Origin of the sequence: Sphingobium chlorophenolicum, from assembly GCF_000722875.1 — a bacterium.
Taxonomy (GTDB): Bacteria; Pseudomonadota; Alphaproteobacteria; order Sphingomonadales; family Sphingomonadaceae; genus Sphingobium; species Sphingobium chlorophenolicum.
Window position 1 is genome coordinate 34339 of sequence record NZ_JFHR01000021.1, and the last position, 17622, is coordinate 51960.

The 17622-nt window shown below is 63.5% G+C and carries 15 protein-coding genes; 6 read left to right on the forward strand and 9 right to left on the reverse strand.

Translation table 11 applies throughout. From position 1 onward, the window contains the following. Positions 1–6 precede the first annotated feature (6 nt). The 7 genes from BV95_RS10565 to BV95_RS10595 form a co-directional block, all read right to left on the reverse strand. Positions 7–855 carry a hypothetical protein gene (locus tag BV95_RS10565; RefSeq protein ID WP_156028634.1) on the reverse strand — a complete coding sequence of 283 codons (849 nt, stop codon included), beginning with the start codon at positions 853–855 and terminating at the stop codon, positions 7–9. Between the two features lie 314 nt (positions 856–1169). Further along, positions 1170–2135, reverse strand: coding sequence for an IS1595 family transposase (locus BV95_RS10570; RefSeq protein WP_037451146.1), 966 nt, complete (start codon positions 2133–2135; stop codon positions 1170–1172). 129 nt (positions 2136–2264) lie between these two features. Further along, positions 2265–4601 (reverse strand): TonB-dependent receptor, encoded by a 2337-nt coding sequence (locus tag BV95_RS10575; RefSeq protein WP_037451148.1) that lies wholly within the window; start codon positions 4599–4601, stop codon positions 2265–2267. Positions 4602–4759: 158 nt separating this feature from the next. Beyond that, complete coding sequence (locus tag BV95_RS10580) at positions 4760–5512, reverse strand: SDR family NAD(P)-dependent oxidoreductase (RefSeq protein ID WP_037451150.1); 753 nt, start codon at positions 5510–5512, stop codon at positions 4760–4762. Between the two features lie 60 nt (positions 5513–5572). Then, entirely contained in the window at positions 5573–7096 is a 1524-nt protein-coding gene (locus BV95_RS10585; protein WP_037451151.1) for an AMP-binding protein, read from the reverse strand. Then, positions 7093–8271 carry an alpha/beta hydrolase gene (locus tag BV95_RS10590; protein ID WP_037451268.1) on the reverse strand — a complete coding sequence of 393 codons (1179 nt, stop codon included), beginning with the start codon at positions 8269–8271 and terminating at the stop codon, positions 7093–7095. Before BV95_RS10590 ends, BV95_RS10585 begins: the two co-directional genes overlap by 4 nt. Before the next feature lie 67 nt (positions 8272–8338). Continuing rightward, on the reverse strand, positions 8339–8950 hold the full coding sequence (locus tag BV95_RS10595; RefSeq protein ID WP_013849684.1) for a VOC family protein: 612 nt from the start codon (positions 8948–8950) through the stop codon (positions 8339–8341). A gap of 269 nt (positions 8951–9219) precedes the next feature. On the opposite strand from BV95_RS10595, the gene BV95_RS10600 reads away from it, so the two are divergent. Genes BV95_RS10600 through BV95_RS10625 form a run of 6 tightly spaced genes read left to right on the forward strand, consistent with a single transcriptional unit; the run spans position 9220 to position 14598 of the window. Further along, on the forward strand, positions 9220–10413 hold the full coding sequence (locus BV95_RS10600) for an acyl-CoA dehydrogenase family protein (RefSeq protein ID WP_037451153.1): 1194 nt from the start codon (positions 9220–9222) through the stop codon (positions 10411–10413). A 37-nt stretch (positions 10414–10450) separates the two neighbouring features. Then, positions 10451–11590 carry an acyl-CoA dehydrogenase family protein gene (locus BV95_RS10605; RefSeq protein WP_037451154.1) on the forward strand — a complete coding sequence of 380 codons (1140 nt, stop codon included), beginning with the start codon at positions 10451–10453 and terminating at the stop codon, positions 11588–11590. A 19-nt stretch (positions 11591–11609) separates the two neighbouring features. Further along, on the forward strand, positions 11610–12521 hold the full coding sequence (locus BV95_RS10610) for an SDR family NAD(P)-dependent oxidoreductase (RefSeq protein WP_037451157.1): 912 nt from the start codon (positions 11610–11612) through the stop codon (positions 12519–12521). A gap of 17 nt (positions 12522–12538) precedes the next feature. Beyond that, positions 12539–13009 carry a MaoC family dehydratase gene (locus BV95_RS10615; RefSeq protein ID WP_037451273.1) on the forward strand — a complete coding sequence of 157 codons (471 nt, stop codon included), beginning with the start codon at positions 12539–12541 and terminating at the stop codon, positions 13007–13009. A gap of 21 nt (positions 13010–13030) precedes the next feature. Continuing rightward, entirely contained in the window at positions 13031–14203 is a 1173-nt protein-coding gene (locus BV95_RS10620; RefSeq protein WP_037451160.1) for a thiolase domain-containing protein, read from the forward strand. Then, on the forward strand, positions 14203–14598 hold the full coding sequence (locus BV95_RS10625) for a Zn-ribbon domain-containing OB-fold protein (RefSeq protein WP_013849690.1): 396 nt from the start codon (positions 14203–14205) through the stop codon (positions 14596–14598). Before BV95_RS10620 ends, BV95_RS10625 begins: the two co-directional genes overlap by 1 nt. A gap of 55 nt (positions 14599–14653) precedes the next feature. On the opposite strand, the gene BV95_RS10630 is transcribed toward BV95_RS10625, so the two are convergent. Together BV95_RS10630 and BV95_RS10635 are read right to left on the reverse strand one after the other, a co-directional pair. Then, the gene (locus BV95_RS10630) at positions 14654–15832 is read right to left on the reverse strand and encodes an acetyl-CoA C-acyltransferase family protein (RefSeq protein WP_013849691.1); all 1179 of its coding nucleotides are present in this window, start codon (positions 15830–15832) and stop codon (positions 14654–14656) included. Positions 15833–15863: 31 nt separating this feature from the next. Continuing rightward, entirely contained in the window at positions 15864–17594 is a 1731-nt protein-coding gene (locus BV95_RS10635) for an acyl-CoA dehydrogenase family protein (RefSeq protein ID WP_037451163.1), read from the reverse strand. Positions 17595–17622: the final 28 nt, after the last annotated feature.

Consider the following 17622-nt stretch of genomic DNA (forward strand, 5'->3'; position numbering starts at 1 on the left):
CCGGCCCTAGTTTGGCGATTTTCCACCTGCATCGTCTCCATGTGCGGCACCTAACAGAATCTTCAATGCCGCAATTTTCGTTTCGAGCGCCATCAGACCATCGTAGTCAAGAAGCCCTTCCAAGTGAACCTTGTTGCCACGAATGTTCATATTGATGGCGTTTAATTCCGGCTCCGCATTAGCGAACACCGCTGGCATAGCCGCAACGCCTAGGGACATCGGCTTTCCGGCTGACGCGGGTTGAGTTTCCATAATCGGCTCCTGTGTCTTATCCACCGCCGATTCTGCGCCTCCGCTAGCGTCCACGCCATGACTTTCGCTAGCGCGCTGTTCCTCCAGAAAGAGTAATGTCTGGAGATATGCCTTTGCCGCAGGTCGGATCGCGGTAGGATTGAATCCGCGACGGTTGAAGTAGGAGATCACTCCTTCTTCTGGCGGAATCATGTCGGGCCAGCGTTCCTGCATCTCTTTGAAGAGGGGTGGTTCGAGACCTGCCGCACGGAGCTCACGCCGTTTCTCATCATCACTGTCTGGATGAAGGATTGCGCGCGCACGATGCGTTACTCGCATTTCTCCTTTCCCTGCCCGCTCAACAAGGCCATATTGTGCAAGCGCAGCTAGCGCCTTGTTCGCCGGTCCACTTAAGCCGGAGTAGCCAATCATCTTCGCTGCAACCTCGCGATCAACCTTGGAGGCGCGATACTGCCCTTCAATCTTCCCCACAGCAGTAATCGCATCAGCAAGAGACATGACCGGATAGGATGGGCTTCGCACCGTATTATCTGGGTTATTCACAGGCGTGTTCTCCACTTCTCTGTCAGTTGCTCTATCACAGCGGCAAGATGCGATCAACATCGTTACTTTCTTGGCTTGACGAGGATGGAGCGAGGCCATTATGACGGACTCGCGGGGCACGAATCCGCAGGGAGGTGTGGTATGAACAGGAGAGTTGCTCTAGCCGCCGTCACGCTCACGGACGCGGCACGGGCAAAATAGAGAAGCCGCCTGACCTTCGCGGGGTCGGCGGCTTCGAGGTGGGCCAAATTTGATTCGGACCAAACTGGCGGTGGTGCTTATAGCATCGCCGCCTTTCTTTTGGAATCCTAGATTTTCGATGCGGCTTTGTGTGCCAGCGTTGATGACCCTTTCCCCGGCTCTGGTGGGTTCCCTTAGGCGCAGTACTGGTCAGGCCTTGCGTAGGTGAGGCGCTTGCCGACGATGCCCTTCAAACCTTCCGCCGCGCGCTGGCGGTCATTCACGCCATTGGCAACTCGGTTATTATAGCGGAACTCAAATTCAGCCAGATAGCGGTGAAGATGCTGTTCGCCGCAATGCTGATAGACGCCCTTCATGCCCCGCTTGAAGATCGAGAAGTAGCCTTCCACGGTGTTGCTGTGAATGGTGCGGTCAGCCAGATCGACATACTGGCCCTTGCCGTGGCTGGTGGTGCCGTGGCCGATAAAGTGCTCCTTCATCGAACGATAGCCGCTGTGCTCGTCGGTCATGATGCGCGTTTCGCGGGCCACGTTATCCAGAACGATCGGCATCAGGGTTTCGGCCTTCACATCGTCAATGACCATCGTGCGGGCCTTGCCGGTTTCACGATCAACCAGCGCCAGAACCTTCATCTTGTGATGGAAGGCGCGCTTCTTCTCAACGCCCTTCAACTTTCCGATGAAAGTCTCGTCCACCTCAACAATGCCGCCGTTACCGCCGAAAGGGGCAAGGTCGCCCGAACGCATTGCTTCGCGGATGCGGTGGGCAAGGAACCACGCGCTCTTATATTGGACTTCCAGAACGCGGCTAAGCTGGTGGGCGCTGATGCCCTTCTTGCTCGACACGATCAGGTGCACGGCCTGGAGCATCTTGTAGAGCGGCATGCGGGCATGCTCAAACACAGTGCCGACCTTGACGGTGAACTGCTTGCGACACTCACCGCACTTCTTGAGGCCGTGGCGGATTGCGCCTTCCGGGTTCTTCACGCTCTTGGAGCCGCGAACGTCCGACAGGTCATAGACGCGACCGCCGACAACACCGCAATGCGGGCAGGTCACGCCGTCCGCCCAGATCACGCTTTCCAGATACTCAAAAGCCTTGGCTTCGTCGTGGAAATGGGGGGCGGACAGAACGGACATGACGGCTTAACTCCTTGCCATCATTCCTACTGTTTCAGTGTGGGTTTGTAAAGTGCATAATCGCCAAAGAAAAAGGCGCTGAAACGGCGAACCATTTCAGCGCCTCCACCGGTTTTGTCCGCCGGGAGTTTAGTAGCGATAGCTCAGGCGAACGCCGTAGGTGCGCGGCATGCCCGCCAGGCGGCGAACCGTGTCGGTAACCTTGTCGACGTTGAACCAGTAATATTTGTTGCCGACATTCTGGACGAAGGCAGTCAGGCGCCACTTGTCGTCGCTGTCGGCGATGCCTGCGCGCAGGTCGACCAGCGCATAGCCGTCGATCTTCAGCAGCGGGTCTTCCCCGAACCCTGCAAAGGTCTTCGTGCGATAGGTGGCGGCCGCACCGGCAAAGCCCTTGAGGTTGTTGTTGACCGGGAATTCATATTCCGCGTCGCTCACCAACTGCCATTTGGGCGTGAAGGGGAATGATTCGCCGCCGAATTCGGCCAGCGCGCCCAATATGGTGTAGTTCTGGAACGAACCACGCACCTTGGAGTCGAGATAGGTTCCGCCGACAGTGATATTGAGACCTTCGACCGGACGGGCGATGACTTGCAGTTCGGCGCCCGTGACCTTCGATTTGGGAATGTTGACGGTCGCCTGCTGCGGCCCGAAGAACGGGCTGCCCGACGCGATGCGGCCGCGCAACTGCTTGTCGAGATAGTCATAGTAGAAGACGGCGCCGTTGACCTGCAGCGCGCGGTCGATGAAGCTGGCCTTGAAGCCAGCTTCATAGGCGGTCACCTGTTCCTGCGTGATCGCCTTCAGGGCGGAGAGCAGCAGCGGCGAACCGGTCGGCGCGCTGCCGCCCTTGAAGCCCCGGCTGATGTTCGCATAGAGCAGCGTGTCGGCCGAGATCTTGTAATCCAGGCCAAAGCGCCAGGAGACATTGTCCTCGTTCAAGGAGGAGGTGAATGCCCCCGGACGGAAATTGGCGTCCACCGTCACGCATTCATTCTGGAAATCAGCCAATGTCAGCGGCGGGAGGTTGAGAGTTGCGCGGCTGCTGTTGAAATAGTTCATGAAGGCCGGGATAGACGATCCAATGGCGCGCACGCAGGCTGTATAGTCGAGGTCGGACTTGGTGTAGCGCGCTCCGGCATGAAGCGTGACATTCGACGTCAGATCGAAGTCGACATTACCGAACACCGCGTAATTCTTGAACTTCTGCGCGGTGCGCACGCCGGTAAGGCCCTGAACGCCGAACGCGCCGAGCGTATAGGCAGATGTCGCCTGGGTGTTGTCGGTCGTTGCTTCCTCGAACGTCTTGTCCCGCGAATAATTGCCGCCCAGGATGAACTTGGCGGAACCGAAGTCGCCGCTCAGGCGCAGTTCCTGGGAGAAGGAACTGGCGCTGCCGCGATTGCTGATGTTCCAGGTGGAATAGGATAGGCCGTCGGAATCGACATTCTGCCGCTGATGATAGTCTGACCATGCGGTCAGCGACGTCAGGGTGAAGGCGTCCGACAATTCATAGTCGAGGCGGCCGACGATCTGATACATGTGGTTATCGCGGCGATAGTCGACGCCCGGATTCCAGTCGGCGGCGCGGGCATTTTCCGGGGAAAGCGGGTAGACCCCCAGCCATGGCACTTTCGACACCTGCGTGGGCGCCAGCAGGCGGATGGCGGTCAATTGCTGCGCCGCCGTTTCGGAACGGTCCTTGAAGCCGTTGACGTTCAGCGTCGCCGTCAGCTTGTCCGTCGGCTTCCAGTCGAGCAGGATGCGGCCATAGCGGACATTCTGGGCGCCATTGGTGTCATGGCGCGTATAGCTTTTCTGCCAGTCGTCGCTGCGCTGTATGCGGCCGGACACGCGAACACCCAGCGTGTCGGTGATCGGACCCGAGAGATAGCCCTGCAGGTCAACGGTGTTGAAACGGCCATAGCTGGCGTCGAAACCGGCATGAAATTCGTCGGTCGGCTTGGCCGCGACATAGTTGACCGCACCGCCCGTGGCGTTCGATCCGAACAGCGTGCCCTGCGGCCCCTTCAGCACTTCCACGCGCTCGACATCGAGCTGCGCGCCGACCGTCATGACGGTGAAGGGCAGCGGCGCTTCGTCAACATAGACGGAAACCGTCGGCCGCGCGCCGATGCTGGGATCGTTGAAGCCGACACCGCGCAGCGAGAAGACAGTGGTGCCGTTGGGCGTGGGCACGAAGGAGAAACCGGGCACGATCTTCGCAAGATCGGCCGGACCGGTGACGCCCTGCCGGATCAACTGGTCGCCACTGGCCGCCGTGATCGACATCGGCACCGAATTGATGGATTCGGCACGCTTGCTGGCCGTGACGACGATATCGCCGAAACTATTGTCCGCGCTCGCCTGCTCCGTGGCGGGCTGCGTTGCAGTCTGCGCCAGGCCCGCGGCCGGAACCGTCAGCGCCGACAACGCGACGCAGGAAAAAAATATACTTTTAGACATGCGGTCCTCCCCGATTATTCCCTTTGATAATCCCATTTCACCATATTGGATTAAGTCGTTCCGTCCCGCCGGACAGTCCCCACCGATTGGGACATGCCGACAACAAAGCCGAAAACTCGCAATCCATTGAACAGATTGGTTTTTGCCTTCCCCCGATTTCAACCGGCGGTCATGCCCCCATCCACCGGCAGCGCGACGCCCGTGACCCGCGAAGACAGCGGCGAACAGAGCCACAAGGCGCCCTCCGCTATTTCCCTGGGGTCCGCCCAGGATCGCACCGGCGTGCGCTGAAGCGGCATGTCCGGATCGTCCAATCGCTCGACGAAGCGCTTCGCCATGGCCGACATGGTAAGGCCGGGGCAAAGCGCGTTCACGCGAATCCCCTCCCGCGCATAGTCGAGCGCCGCGGCCTTGCTCAGGCCGACCACGGCATGCTTGCTCGCCACATAGGCCGCGCCGTTGGATCGGCCGATCAGGCCCTGCGCCGATGCCGTGTTAACGATGGAACCCCCGCCGCCCTGGGCCAGAAACCGTTCGATCTGATATTTCATCGCCCAGAAGACGCCCGTGACGTTGATCGCCATGCAGTCATGCCATCTGTCGTTCGGAATTTCATGCAGCAGCGCCGTTCCCGCCCCTGCCCCGGCATTGTTGAACGCCCAATCCAGGCGGCCGAAATGCCGGACCGCTTCGGCCACCATCAGGCGGCAATCCTCCTCCCGCGCCACGTCGGCCTTTAGGGCATGGGCGGTCCCGCCTTCTGCGCGGATGGCGCTGGCCACCGCTTCCGCCCCGTCCCCGGAAATGTCGCATAGCAGAACCCGCGCCCCATGACTGGCGAAGAGGCGGGCGGCGGCCTCTCCTATCCCCGAAGCGGCGCCGGAGATGATCCCGGCCTTCTGTTCAAGCATGCTTGCCTCCTCCTGATCCGGCCGGTCTTCGTGCCGGCCGCTTTTTATCGATGTCGCGGACTAGCTTTCCTGGGAAATGGCCGTGGCCTCCGCAAGCAGCTTGAGTTCGCGCTTCAATATTTTCCCATAGCTGCTCTTGGGCAGTGTCGGCAGGAAGACATAGCGCTTGGGCCGCTTGAACCGCGCGATCCGCGAGATGCACAGGCTGTCGAGTTCGGCGGTGGTCGCCTCCGCCCCCGGTTTCAACGCGATGAAGGCGACAATGGATTCGCCCCATTCCTCATCTGGTTCGCCGCAGACGGCCACTTCCTCGACCGCTGGATGCGCGATCAGCACCTCCTCCACCTCGCGGGGATAGATGTTGGTGCCGCCCGAAATGATCACCTCCTTCGAACGGTCGCGCAGCGTCAGGCAGCCGGACCGGTCGAAGCTGCCCATGTCCCCGGTGTAAAGCCATCCACCGCGCAGCGCCTTGCGGGTGGCGGGCGTATCGCGCCAATAGCCGGACATGACGATGTCTCCGCGACAGACGATTTCGCCGACCTCGCCCACCGGCAGTTCGTCGCCCCGCTTGTCCACCACCCGCACCTGCATCCCCGACCGGGGCCATCCGACCGAGGCGAGCGTTTCATCGGACGCGCCCTCATAATCCGCCGCGCACAGGCCGGTGATGGTCATCGGGCTTTCGCCCTGGCCGTAAAGCTGGCGGAACACCGGCCCGAAGAAGGCGAGCGAACTCTTGATCTCGCTCAGATACATGGGGCCGCCGCCATAGACGATCGACCGCAGGCCGAGCGAGCTTCCGCCGCGCCTTTCGCCCGCGAGCCGCAGGCGCTGGACCATGGTCGGCGCCAGAAAGGCCCCGCAGGAAAGATGAAAATCGCAAAGGTCCAGAAATTCGTCCGGGTCGAACCCGTCCGACGCCGGAATGATCTGGGCCGCCGCCCTGGCGACATAGGGCAGGATATACAGGCCGCTGCCATGGGACATGGGCGCGGCGTGGATGATGCTGTCCCGCGGCGACAGCGCCTCGAAATCCGCAAGGTGCGCGATGGTCATGGCCAGCAGGTTGCGGTGGCTGAGCATCGCGCCCTTCGATCGCCCGGTCGTCCCGCTGGTGTAGAAGAGCCAGGCAAGGTCATCCGGTTGGGTCGCCGCCGGCCCTGCGAGCGGCGTATGCGCCAGCATCGCCGCATAGGTTTCGCCACCAATCTCCACGACCGGACTGCCTCCCGGCAGCGCGTCGGACAGCGGCCCCGCCAGATCGGCGCCCGCCAGGATCAGCACCGGTTCAGCATCCTCGATGATCATCGCCATTTCACGCGGATGCAGCTTCGCGTTGAGGGGCGTGACCATCATGCCCGCCGCCCAGGCGCCGAACAGGATCGCGATATATTCCGGGCAGTTTTTCGCGGCCACGACGATGCGGTCGCCCTGCACGCCATGGCTGCTGAAGGCCGCCGCCAGGGCCAGCGCATCCGCCCTCAGCCGGGCATGGCTCGCCACCAGGGCATCGCCGCGAAAAATGGCGGGCCGGTCGGGATGGCGCGTGGCCGCGCCGTCGAGGAGGTGGAAGATATTCATGTCTCGACCAGTTTGCGATCCGCCAGCCAGCCATGGATCAGGTTCGTCGCCGTTTCGAGATGGTCGGGCTGACCGGCATAATAATGAGTAGCGCCCTCGATCAGTTCGAAACTCTTGTCAGGCGATCCGGCGGCTTCGAAGATCAGGCGGGCATGGGGTTGGGGCACGGCGTCGTCCGCGCCATTCTCTATGACCAGCAGCGGCGCGCGCAGGGTTTGGGCGCACCGGATGCCGTCCGCGTTGGTGTCGTCCACCGACCATTGCGAAAGCCAGGCCCGCAAGGTCGAAAAGCGCGCCAGCCCAACCGGCCCGGTATTGGCGGTGAGCGGATTGCCCAGATAGCACCAGCCGACGCGGCGGCCATTGGGATCGATGCTTCCGTCCAGAAAGCGCGGATCGGCCAGCGTGCGATGGGTGACAAAGCCGCGCTCCACCTCCGCCGTGCCGCGCATCTTCAGCATTTCCAGCGTGTCCTTCACCCGTCCGGTGATCTTCCGCATCCGCCCCAGTTGCGCGGCGCGATATTCGGCCAGGAAATCGGCGCTGTAGGGCGGTTGGTTGGAATTTTGCGGATCGTAGATGTCCAGCGCCGGATCCCGGTCGTCCGGATTGCCCTCGTCGCGAACCGAAGGGTCGATGATGTCGAGCAGCAGTTGCGCCCGCGATATGTGCGCGGCCTGGAATATCACGGCGTCGGCGGGGATAAGGCCCGCGCCCGGCAGGTTGACCGGGTCGCCCGCAGGCGTGTGCGTGATCGTCGGATTTTCCGCCTGCGACTGGTAGAAGAGCGCCAGCGACCCACCGCCGGACCAGCCCACCAGCACGACCTTCTCATAGCCCAGCCGGGTCTTGGCATGATGGATGAACGCGCCCAGATCGAGCAGTATCTTCTCCAGCACCGCCGCCGTGTCGTTGCGCGCATAGCGGCTGGCGGCGCACAACACATGCGCGCCCAGCCGCGCCGCCGCGTTCGGGACGGGCAACAGTTGCAGCGTCGATGCCGGATGCATGAACACATGCAGCGTGCGGGACGGGCGGCCCACCGGTCGGATCAATATGCCTTCCACATTGACCGCGCCCTGGTTGCCGGAAAAGCCATATGTTTCCACGAAGCTGCTCGCCTCGTCATAGGCGATGTGCAGCCATTCGAAGGAAAGATCGAAGGTCGGTCGCATGTCTTTCGCGTCCTTCAGCGCCGCTCTGAACGGCGATGCCGGTCCGGGGCGCATTTCAGCAATGGATTCAGGCGTATCGCTCGCGCTGCCGCTTGATCAGTTCAACCAGGGCGGTCTCGACATTCCGGTTCTCCGCCTGCGCCTGCTTCTTGCAGTCGCACCACATTTTCAGGTCGGCATAGCCCTGTTCCGAATGGCGGTTCCAATCGGCGTCCAGCGGCGTGGTGATTTCCAGCCGCATCCCGTTCGGATCGTGGAAATAGATGCTGTAGATCAGCCCCTTGTGATCGGTGGGGCCGACCACGTCGATGCCGTTCGACACCAGCCACTCATACCATTGGTCGACCTCCGCCGCGTTTTTCGCCTGAAGCGCGATATGATCGAATATCTCATAGGCAGGATGAGTGGTTTCGGGACGCGGCGGCAGACCGGGCGCTTCGAAGAAGGCGATGGTCGAACCGTCCTGCATCCGGAAGAAAATGTGGAAATAGGGAAAGGGATCGCCGGTCGACGGCACGCTGTCGTCATAGACCGTGCTGGCCAGTTCCATGCCCATGATGCCGGTGTAGAAATTGGCGGTCGCCTCCACATCATGGGTCACCCATGCGGCATGGTTCAGCATCACCGGCGTCAGTCCAGGTTCCTGCCGCGCTGGCTGCAATTTGGGGGGCTGATCCACGTTGAGTTCCCTATAATTGGCGGTTCCGCCCCAAGCGTCGATGGGGCTATGTCCCGACAGCTTATGCGAAAAAGCGCGGCGTCCCGATGTCCCCGGCGGGCGGGACTGACGCTTTTTCGAGCGCGGCCCGCATCCTCATAAGCCCGGCGTCCCTGTCGCCGGGGACCGCCGGATCGACCGGCCTGCCCTACCGTCCGGCTTCGACACAGGGCGCCCCACTCGCTAGTTTGGGCGCGACAGGGACGATAACCAAGGATTCTGCCTCCAACATGGCGCATGACGACACAGCGGAAGATGCCCGTTTCCGGGCCGAAGTTCGCGACTTCCTGGACGAGGCGCTGCCCGAACGGCTGCGCGCCGCGCCCCGCACCTTATTGATGAAGAATGTGGCCGACCAGCAGGAATGGCACCAGATTCTGGGCCGCAAGGGCTGGTCGGTGCCCGGCTGGCCGGTCGAATATGGCGGCACCGGCTGGACGGTGCGGCAACGCCACATCTTCGACCAGGAATTGAGCCTGGCGCGGGCGCCGATGCTCAGCCCCCAGATGAACATGATCGGCCCGGTCATCTACACCTTTGGCACGCAGGCGCAGAAGAACGCGCATCTGCCCTCCATCGTCTCCGGGGAGCGGCTGTGGTGTCAGGGATATTCCGAACCGGGCGCGGGATCGGACCTCAGCGCGCTGCGCACCCGCGCCGTGCGGGACGGCGACGACTATGTGATCAACGGCCAGAAGATCTGGACGACGTTCGCCCATGTGGCCGAATGGATGTTCTGCCTTGTCCGTACATCGAATGAAGGAAAGCCGCAGGCGGGCATCACCTTCCTGCTGATCGACATGAAGACGCCGGGCATAGAGGTCCGGCCGATCATCTCCATCGACAATCTGCATCATCTGAACGAGGTTTTCTTCACCGACGTGCGCGTGCCGGTCGAAAACCGGATCGGGGAGGAGAATGCGGGCTGGAACTACGCCAAATTCCTGCTGAAGCATGAGCGGGACAATATCGGCGAAATCGGCACGCTGATGATCCACCTCCAGAATCTGCGCAAACATGTGCGCCGCGTGGAGGCCGCCGCCCCGGACCTGGCCCCCTATATGAAGCGCGACCTGCTGGAGCTGGAGGCCGAACTGCTCGCGATCGACGCGCTGAACGCGCGCCGCGTCGCCCTGGCCGAAAACGGGTCGGAAGACCCGACCTTCGCGTCCATGATCAAGCTGCGGTCGAGCGAATTGCAGCAGCGCATCTTCGAACTGGGCATCGATACGCTGGGCCCCTATGTCCAGGCGAGCCAGACCGAAAAGCTGGGCGAGGCCGATCCGGAAAGGCTGGTGGGACCAGTTGGCGGACCGGAAGCCGTCACCAACCATCTCTATGGCCGCGCCCTGACCATCCTCGGCGGCACGAGCGAGGTCCAGCGCAACATCATCTACAAGGCCACGGAGGCGCTCTACCGATGAATTCGTCAGCAGTGACCCGGCCGGAGCACGCATCGTCATGAGCCATATCTTCAACGAGGACCAGAGCGCGTTGCAGGACGCCGTCAGGGCTTTCCTGGCCCATGAATATGGCTGGGAAAAGCGCGGAGAGATCATCGCGTCGGACGCGGGCTGGTCGCCGGACATCTGGCGGCGTTTCGCCGTGGAACTGGGACTGCTCGGCCTGTCCATCGGCGAAGAGGCGGGCGGCATCGGCGGCGATGCCTATGACCGGCTGGCGGTGATGGAGGCGTTGGGCGAAGCGCTGGTGGTCGAACCGTTCGCGGAGACGGCGATTTTCGCGGCGGGCCTGTTGCAGCAATCCTCCTCCCCCCTTGCCGCCGATCTGATCGGCGCGATCCTGTCGGGCGACGCCGTGGTCGCGGTGGCGCTGGATGAGCCGGAAGCGTTCGGCCGCGCCGACGCCATCCGCGCTCATGCGGAGGAAACAGCGGACGGCTATCACCTGCATGGCGACAAAGCCGTGGTTGTCGGCGCGCCATGGAGCAGCCACCTGATCGTCGGCGCCCGCCTGTCCAGCCCCCACCTGTCCGGCCATGGTCTGGCGCTGTTCCTGGTCGACACGGGCGCGGAAAATGTTGCGCGGCGCGACTTCGTCACCATCGACGGGAAACGCGCTTCGGAAATCCGGCTGGATGGCGTTTCCGTCGGCCGGGACGCGCTTCTCCTGCAAGATGCGGACGCGCAAGTCGATCTGGCGACGGACGAGATGACCGCCGCCCTCTGCGGCGAAGCCGTCGGCGTTCTGGGCGCGATGCTGCGGCAGACCGTGCGCTACATGCTGGAACGGCAGCAGTTCGGCCGCCCGCTCAGCGAATTCCAGGCGTTGCAGCATCGCATCGCGGACATGCGGGTGTCGGTCGAAATAGCGACCGCCGTCGCCTTCATGGCGGCGGAGGCTCTCGGCTCCCCGCGTGCGCAGCGTGTCGCCGCGATTTCCGCCGCGAAGGTTACGATCGCCAAGTCATGCCGGATGGTCAGCCAGGCCGCCGTGCAGCTTCATGGCGGCATGGGCATGACCAACGAACTGCCCATCGGCCATCTCTTCAAGCGCGCCATGGTGATCGAACGGCAATTTGGCGGGATCACGCAAAATCTGCTGCGCATGGCTTCCGTGCCCGATCATGGCCTCATCTGACTTTATCGAAGGACCAATCATGACTGTCGATCTTAAAGGCCGCGTGGCCGTCATCACCGGGTCGGGGGCTGGCCTTGGCCGCGAATATGCGCTGCTGCTCAGCAAGCTGGGCGCGAAGATCGTCGTGAACGATCTGGGCGGAACCGTGAACGGACAGGGCGCCAGTACCGCCGCCGCCGACAGCGTCGTCGCGGAAATCGCGGCGGCGGGCGGAGAGGCCGTCGCCAATTATGACAGCGTCACCGATCCGGAGGGCGGCAAGCGGATCGTGGCGACCGCGCTGGACGCCTTCGGCAAGGTCGACATCGTCATCAACAATGCGGGCATCCTGCGCGACCGGTCCTTCATCAAGATGACGCCGCAGGAATTTTGGGACGTCATCAACGTCCACCTGTTCGGCGCGTTCAACGTGACGCACGCCGCCTGGCCGCACCTTATCGCGCAAAATTACGGGCGGGTGGTGATGACCACTTCGGCCGGCGGGCATAACGGCAATTTCGGCCAGTCCAACTACGGCGCGGCGAAGCTGGCCCTGGTCGGCATGTTGAATTGCCTCGCGCTGGAGGGGAAGAAGCATAATGTGCTGGTGAACGCGATCTCCCCCGCCGCCCTGACGCGCATGACGGAAAATATCCCGACCGGCGACATCGCCCAATATCTGAAGCCCGAACTGGTCGCACCCGCCGTGGCGTGGCTCAGCAGCGAGCAGTTCGTCGACAGCGGCGTGATCCTGGCGACGATAGCCGGTTTCTACTCGCGCATCGCCTATTTCGACGGTCCGGGGCGGCAATATGATCCGCTGGAACCCGTCACCGCCGACATGCTGGCGGACTCCGCCGACGCGATCCTTGCGCTGGACGGCGCGAAACCCGTGCAGCCCGGACCGCTGGGCGAAACCGAAGCGCGCCTGCGGGCGATAGGCCGCCTGTAATGGCGATGGAGCAAGCGATGACGCGGACGATAACGACACCCGGCCAATTTCTGGAAATGGTCGGGGAAATACTCGGCCCCAGCGATCCGGTGACGATCACCCAGAAGATGATCGACCAGTTCGCCGAGGCGACCGGCGACCATCAGTGGATTCACGTCGACGTCGACCGCGCCAGCCGCGAGATGCCGGGTGGGAAGACCATTGCCCATGGCTATCTCACCCTCTCGCTGCTGGCGGGACTGCAAAACGCCATCTACCGGGTCGAGGGCGTGGGCCGGGCGATCAATTACGGCGCGAACAAGCTGCGGCTGATCGCGCCCGTCCCCGTCGGATCGCAGGTCCAGTTGACGCAGACGATCAGCGGTGCGGAACGGATCGACGGCGGGGTGAAGGTCAGCATCGACAATCTCTTCACCATCGTGGGCCAGGAACGGCCGGTGCTGGCGGTCGAAACCATCGGCCTGTTCTTCGACGAACCGGCGGCATAAGCTGAAGCAGAAGGTGATCCTGTGACGATCCGGGACAAAGCATATATTGTGGGCGCGTTCGAACATCCCACGCGCAAGGCCGACGGCATTTCGCTCGCCCAATTGCATGCGGAGGTCGCGCTGGGCGCGATGGCCGATGCGGGCATCACGGCGGACATGATCGACGGCTATTTCTATTCGGGCGACGCGCCAGGTTTCGGCGCGTTCACCATCCCCGAATATCTGGGCCTCAACATCCGCCACCTGGACGGCACCGACATTGGCGGATCGTCCTATATCGCGCATGTCTCCCACGCGGCGCAGGCCATCGCGGCGGGCAAATGTTCCGTCGCGCTGATCGCCATGGCAGGTCGCCCTCGCGCCGCGAAGGTGCCGATCGAGGTGGACCTCGCCTTCCTCAACAATCCCAACATCCCTGAGGTGCCGAGCGAATTTCCCTACGATCTGCTGCCGGTGTCGGGCTATGCGATGGTCGCGGCGCGGCACATGCACGAACATGGCACGACCAGCGAGCAACTGGCCTGGATCAAGGTTGCCGCGTCCCACCATGCCCAGCACAACCCCCACGCCATGCTGCGGCAGGTCGTGACGGTGGAGGATGTCGTCAACTCCCCGATGGTGGCCGACCCGCTGCACCGGCTGGACTGCTGCGTCGTGAGTGACGGCGGCGGCGCGGTGATCGTGGCGGCGCCGGAAATCGCGCGCAACCTGAAACGCCCGCTGGTCGCCGTCCGGGGCGGCGGCGAGTCGGTCAAGGGGCTGAACGGCGGCCGGTTCGACATCCTCACCTCCGCCGGTGTGGCATCCGGCAATGCGGCGTTCGAGGAAGCGGGCGTGGCGCGTTCCGACATCAAATATGCGTCGATCTACGACAGCTTCACCATCACCGTGCTGATGCATCTGGAGGATCTGGGCTTTTGCGAGAAGGGCCGCGGCGGCGCCTTCGTGTCGGACGGCAACCTCATCTCCGGCGTGGGACGGCTGCCGATCAACACCGACGGCGGCGGCCTGTGCAACAACCATCCCGCCAATCGCGGCGGAATCACGAAGATCATCGAGGCGGTGCGCCAGTTGCGTGGCGAAGCGCATCCGGCAGTGCAGGTTCCCGGCTGCGACCTGGCCCTGGCGCATGGCACCGGCGGGTCGCTGGGCGTCCGCCACGGCAGCGCAACGCTTATTCTTGAGAGGCAGTGATGAGCGAACTGGTATCGCCCTTTTCCAATCCCGAAAATGCCGAATGGGCGGTCGCGGCGACACGTGGCGAACTGCTAATCAAGCATTGCCGAAGCTGCGGGGAGAATCATTATTATCCCCGCGCCTTCTGCCCCTTCTGCCAATCGGCGGACACGGAATTCCTCGCCACGTCGGGCGAGGGAGAAATCTACAGCTTCGCCATCACCCGCGTGCTGAATCCGGTGATCGTGCACGCCTATGTGACGCTGCAGGAAGGGCCGACGATCATGACCAAGATAGTCGGCGTCGATCCGGATCGGATCGCCATCGGCCAACAGGTCCGCCTCGGCTTCGAACCGAGCAAGATGGGCTTCCCCATGCCGGTCTTCACGCCGGTCGAAACGGCCCAGGCATAAAATAAAAAGCAGGCATGGCGGCCGGAACCGCCATGCCCGCCCAATCAGCGGTCGATCACACCCGTTCCCAGATCGCCGCGATACCCTGGCCGCCGCCGATGCACATCGTCGTCAGGCCCAGGCGGCCGCCGGTGCGGTGCAGTTCATGGACCAGCTTGGTCGTGATGATCGCGCCCGTCCCGCCGACCGGATGGCCCAGCGAAATGCCGCTGCCGTTAGGATTGACCTTCGCCGGGTCCAGTTCCAGTTGCCGCGTCACGGCGCAGGCCTGCGCCGCGAAGGCTTCGTTGGCCTCGATGATGTCCAGATCGCCGACGCTCAGCCCCGCCCGCTCCAGCGCCTGGCGCGTGGCGGGAACCGGGCCGATGCCCATATAAGCGGGATCGACGCCCGCATGGCCATAGGCGACCAGCCGCGCCAGCGGCTTCAGGCCCTGCGCCTTCACCGCCGCCTCGCTGGCCAGCACCACCGCGCCCGCGCCGTCATTGATGCCCGACGCATTGCCCGCCGTCACCGTGCCGTCCTTCTGGAAGACGGGCTTCAGCTTGGCGAAATCCTCCGCCTTCGCTTCCGTACGCACGTCCTCGTCCGTGTCGAAGGGCACGGGCTTGCGCCGGACCAGCACCTCGACCGGCACGATCTGATCCTTGAAATAGCCCTGCGCGATGGCATAGGCCGCCCGCTTCTGGCTTTCGAAGGCGAGCGCGTCCTGATCCTCGCGTGAAATGCCGTAGCGCGCTGCGACATTCTCCCCCGTGACGCCCATATGATAGCTATGGAAGGGATCGGTCAGCGCGCCGACCAGCCCGTCCAGCACGGACCCGTCGCCCATCTTCTGGCCCCAGCGATTGTTCGGCAGGACATAGGGAGCGCGGCTCATAATCTCCACGCCAGCGCCCAGCGCGACTTCGCAATCGCCCAGCATGATCGACTGGGCGGCGGTGATGATCGCCTGCAGGCCGGACCCGCAAAGCCGGTTCACGGTATGCGCGGGGCTTTCCTGCGGCACGCCCGCGCCGATGGCGGCGATGCGTGCCGCATAGGCGTCACGCGGCTCGCAATGGATCACATTGCCCAGCACGACATTGCCGATCCGGCTCGCCTCCACGCCCGCCCGCTCGATCGCGGCCTTCGCGACATGGGCGGCGAGTTCGCCAGGCTTTTGATCCTTCAGCGACCCGCCGAAACTACCGATGGCGGTACGCGCCGCCGATACCAGAAATACGTCCGTCATATGCTGCTCCAGTCCATGGATATCCAGATATTCAGAAGGCGTCGGCGGCCAGCGCCATGATCGTCGCCTCGCCCGCCGCGATGCTGCCCGCCAGTCCCCGGACCTGCGGCAACATCCGCTGGGCGAAAAAGTCGGCGACGGCGCGCTTGGCGTCATGCAGCGGCGTGTCCCCTTCCGCGGCGGCCATGCGCGTCCACATCCAGCCCATGGAGACCAGCGCGAACAGGCGCAGATAATCCGCCGCCGCGGCACCCGCGGCCTCCACGCCTGCGCCGCGCAACGAAGCCGTAACCTCGCGCAGCAGGGCCAGCGCTTCACGGGTGCTTGCCGCGATCCCAATGGTCCCGGCCGCCTCCAGATCGTCCGCGACCAGCGCGAAGAAACCCTCGACCACCGCGCCGCCCGCCATGGGCAGCTTGCGCCCGACCAGGTCCATCGCCTGCACGCCGTTGGTGCCCTCATAGATCTGGGCGATGCGCGCATCGCGGACATATTGTTCCATGCCCCATTCGCGGATGTAGCCATGCCCGCCGAACACCTGCTGCGCCTGCACCGCGCTTTCGAAGCCGTAATCGGTGAAGGCCGCCTTCACCACAGGCGTCAGCAGCGCGACCAGACCGTCGGCCTTGGCCCGCTCCCCGGCGTCTTCATGGTGATGCGCCCGGTCGAGCTGCAACGCCGTCCAGCCGCCAAGCGCGCGCGCGCCTTCCACGAAAGCGCGGATGTTGAGGAGCATGCGCCGCACATCGGCATGTTCGATGATCGCCACCGGCTCCCTCGTTCCGTCCGCGCTGCGTCCCTGGAGCCGTTCCTTGGCATAGCTCGCCGCCTGCTGATATGCCGCGCCCGCGATGCCCAGTCCCTGGATGCCAACCATCAGCCGTTCGGCGTTCATCATCGTGAACATGGCGGCCAGGCCCCGATGCGGTTCGCCCACCAGCCAGCCGGTCGCACCGTCATAGTTCATCACGCAGGTCGGCTGGGCGTGAATGCCCATCTTCTTTTCCAGCGCGCCGACCGACATGGCATTGCGGACCGTGAAGTTGCCGTTCGCGTCGGGCAGATATTTGGGTACCAGGAACAGGCTGATCCCCTTCACGCCCGCAGGGGCGTCGGGCAGGCGCGCCAGCACCAGATGGATGATATTGCCGCCGAAATCATGGTCGCCGGAGGAAATGAAGATCTTCTGCCCCGTCACCGCATAGCCGCCATCGGCGTCCGGCACTGCCTTGGCCTTCAGCGGGGCCAGGTCGGTGCCCGCGCCACTTTCGGTCAGCGCCATGGCGCCGGTCCATTCACCGCTCACCATGCGCGAAAGATAAGTGGCCTTCAGGGAATCGTCGGCATGGGCCGCGATCGCCTCGCACGCGCCCCGCGTCAGGCCGGGGAACAGGCCGAAGGACATGTTGGACGCTGCCAGCATCTCATCCAGCCAGAGCTGAAGGATGAAGGGCAGGCCCTGCCCGCCATATTCCGGGGCCGCCGCCAGCGACGGCCAGCCAGCCGCCACGAAATCGCGCCAGGCGTCCGCAAAACCCTCCGGCGTATGCACTTCGCCGTCGATCAGGCGGCTGCCCTCCTCGTCGCCATGGCGGTTGATCGGGTGCAGCCGTTCCGCGCACATCCGACCCGCTTCCTCCAGCACCGCCGTGGCGAGATCCGCATCGACATCCTTGCCCATCTCCGCCATTGCCCCGTCGAAGCCGAGCACCTGGGTCAGCAGGAAGCGGTAATCATCGATCGGCGGAACATAGCTGAACATCGGAAACTCCCTCAAAGCAGGTCGCAGC

Coding starts and splice junctions, on each gene's coding strand:
- BV95_RS10565 (WP_156028634.1), bottom strand. CDS start 855: ATGTTGATCGCATCTTGCCGCTGTGATAGAGCAACTGACAGAGAAGTG.
- BV95_RS10570 (WP_037451146.1), bottom strand. CDS start 2,135: ATGTCCGTTCTGTCCGCCCCCCATTTCCACGACGAAGCCAAGGCTTTT.
- BV95_RS10575 (WP_037451148.1), bottom strand. CDS start 4,601: ATGTCTAAAAGTATATTTTTTTCCTGCGTCGCGTTGTCGGCGCTGACG.
- BV95_RS10580 (WP_037451150.1), bottom strand. CDS start 5,512: ATGCTTGAACAGAAGGCCGGGATCATCTCCGGCGCCGCTTCGGGGATA.
- BV95_RS10585 (WP_037451151.1), bottom strand. CDS start 7,096: ATGAATATCTTCCACCTCCTCGACGGCGCGGCCACGCGCCATCCCGAC.
- BV95_RS10590 (WP_037451268.1), bottom strand. CDS start 8,271: ATGCGACCGACCTTCGATCTTTCCTTCGAATGGCTGCACATCGCCTAT.
- BV95_RS10600 (WP_037451153.1), top strand. CDS start 9,220: ATGGCGCATGACGACACAGCGGAAGATGCCCGTTTCCGGGCCGAAGTT.
- BV95_RS10605 (WP_037451154.1), top strand. CDS start 10,451: ATGAGCCATATCTTCAACGAGGACCAGAGCGCGTTGCAGGACGCCGTC.
- BV95_RS10610 (WP_037451157.1), top strand. CDS start 11,610: ATGACTGTCGATCTTAAAGGCCGCGTGGCCGTCATCACCGGGTCGGGG.
- BV95_RS10615 (WP_037451273.1), top strand. CDS start 12,539: ATGACGCGGACGATAACGACACCCGGCCAATTTCTGGAAATGGTCGGG.
- BV95_RS10625 (WP_013849690.1), top strand. CDS start 14,203: ATGAGCGAACTGGTATCGCCCTTTTCCAATCCCGAAAATGCCGAATGG.
- BV95_RS10630 (WP_013849691.1), bottom strand. CDS start 15,832: ATGACGGACGTATTTCTGGTATCGGCGGCGCGTACCGCCATCGGTAGT.
- BV95_RS10635 (WP_037451163.1), bottom strand. CDS start 17,594: ATGTTCAGCTATGTTCCGCCGATCGATGATTACCGCTTCCTGCTGACC.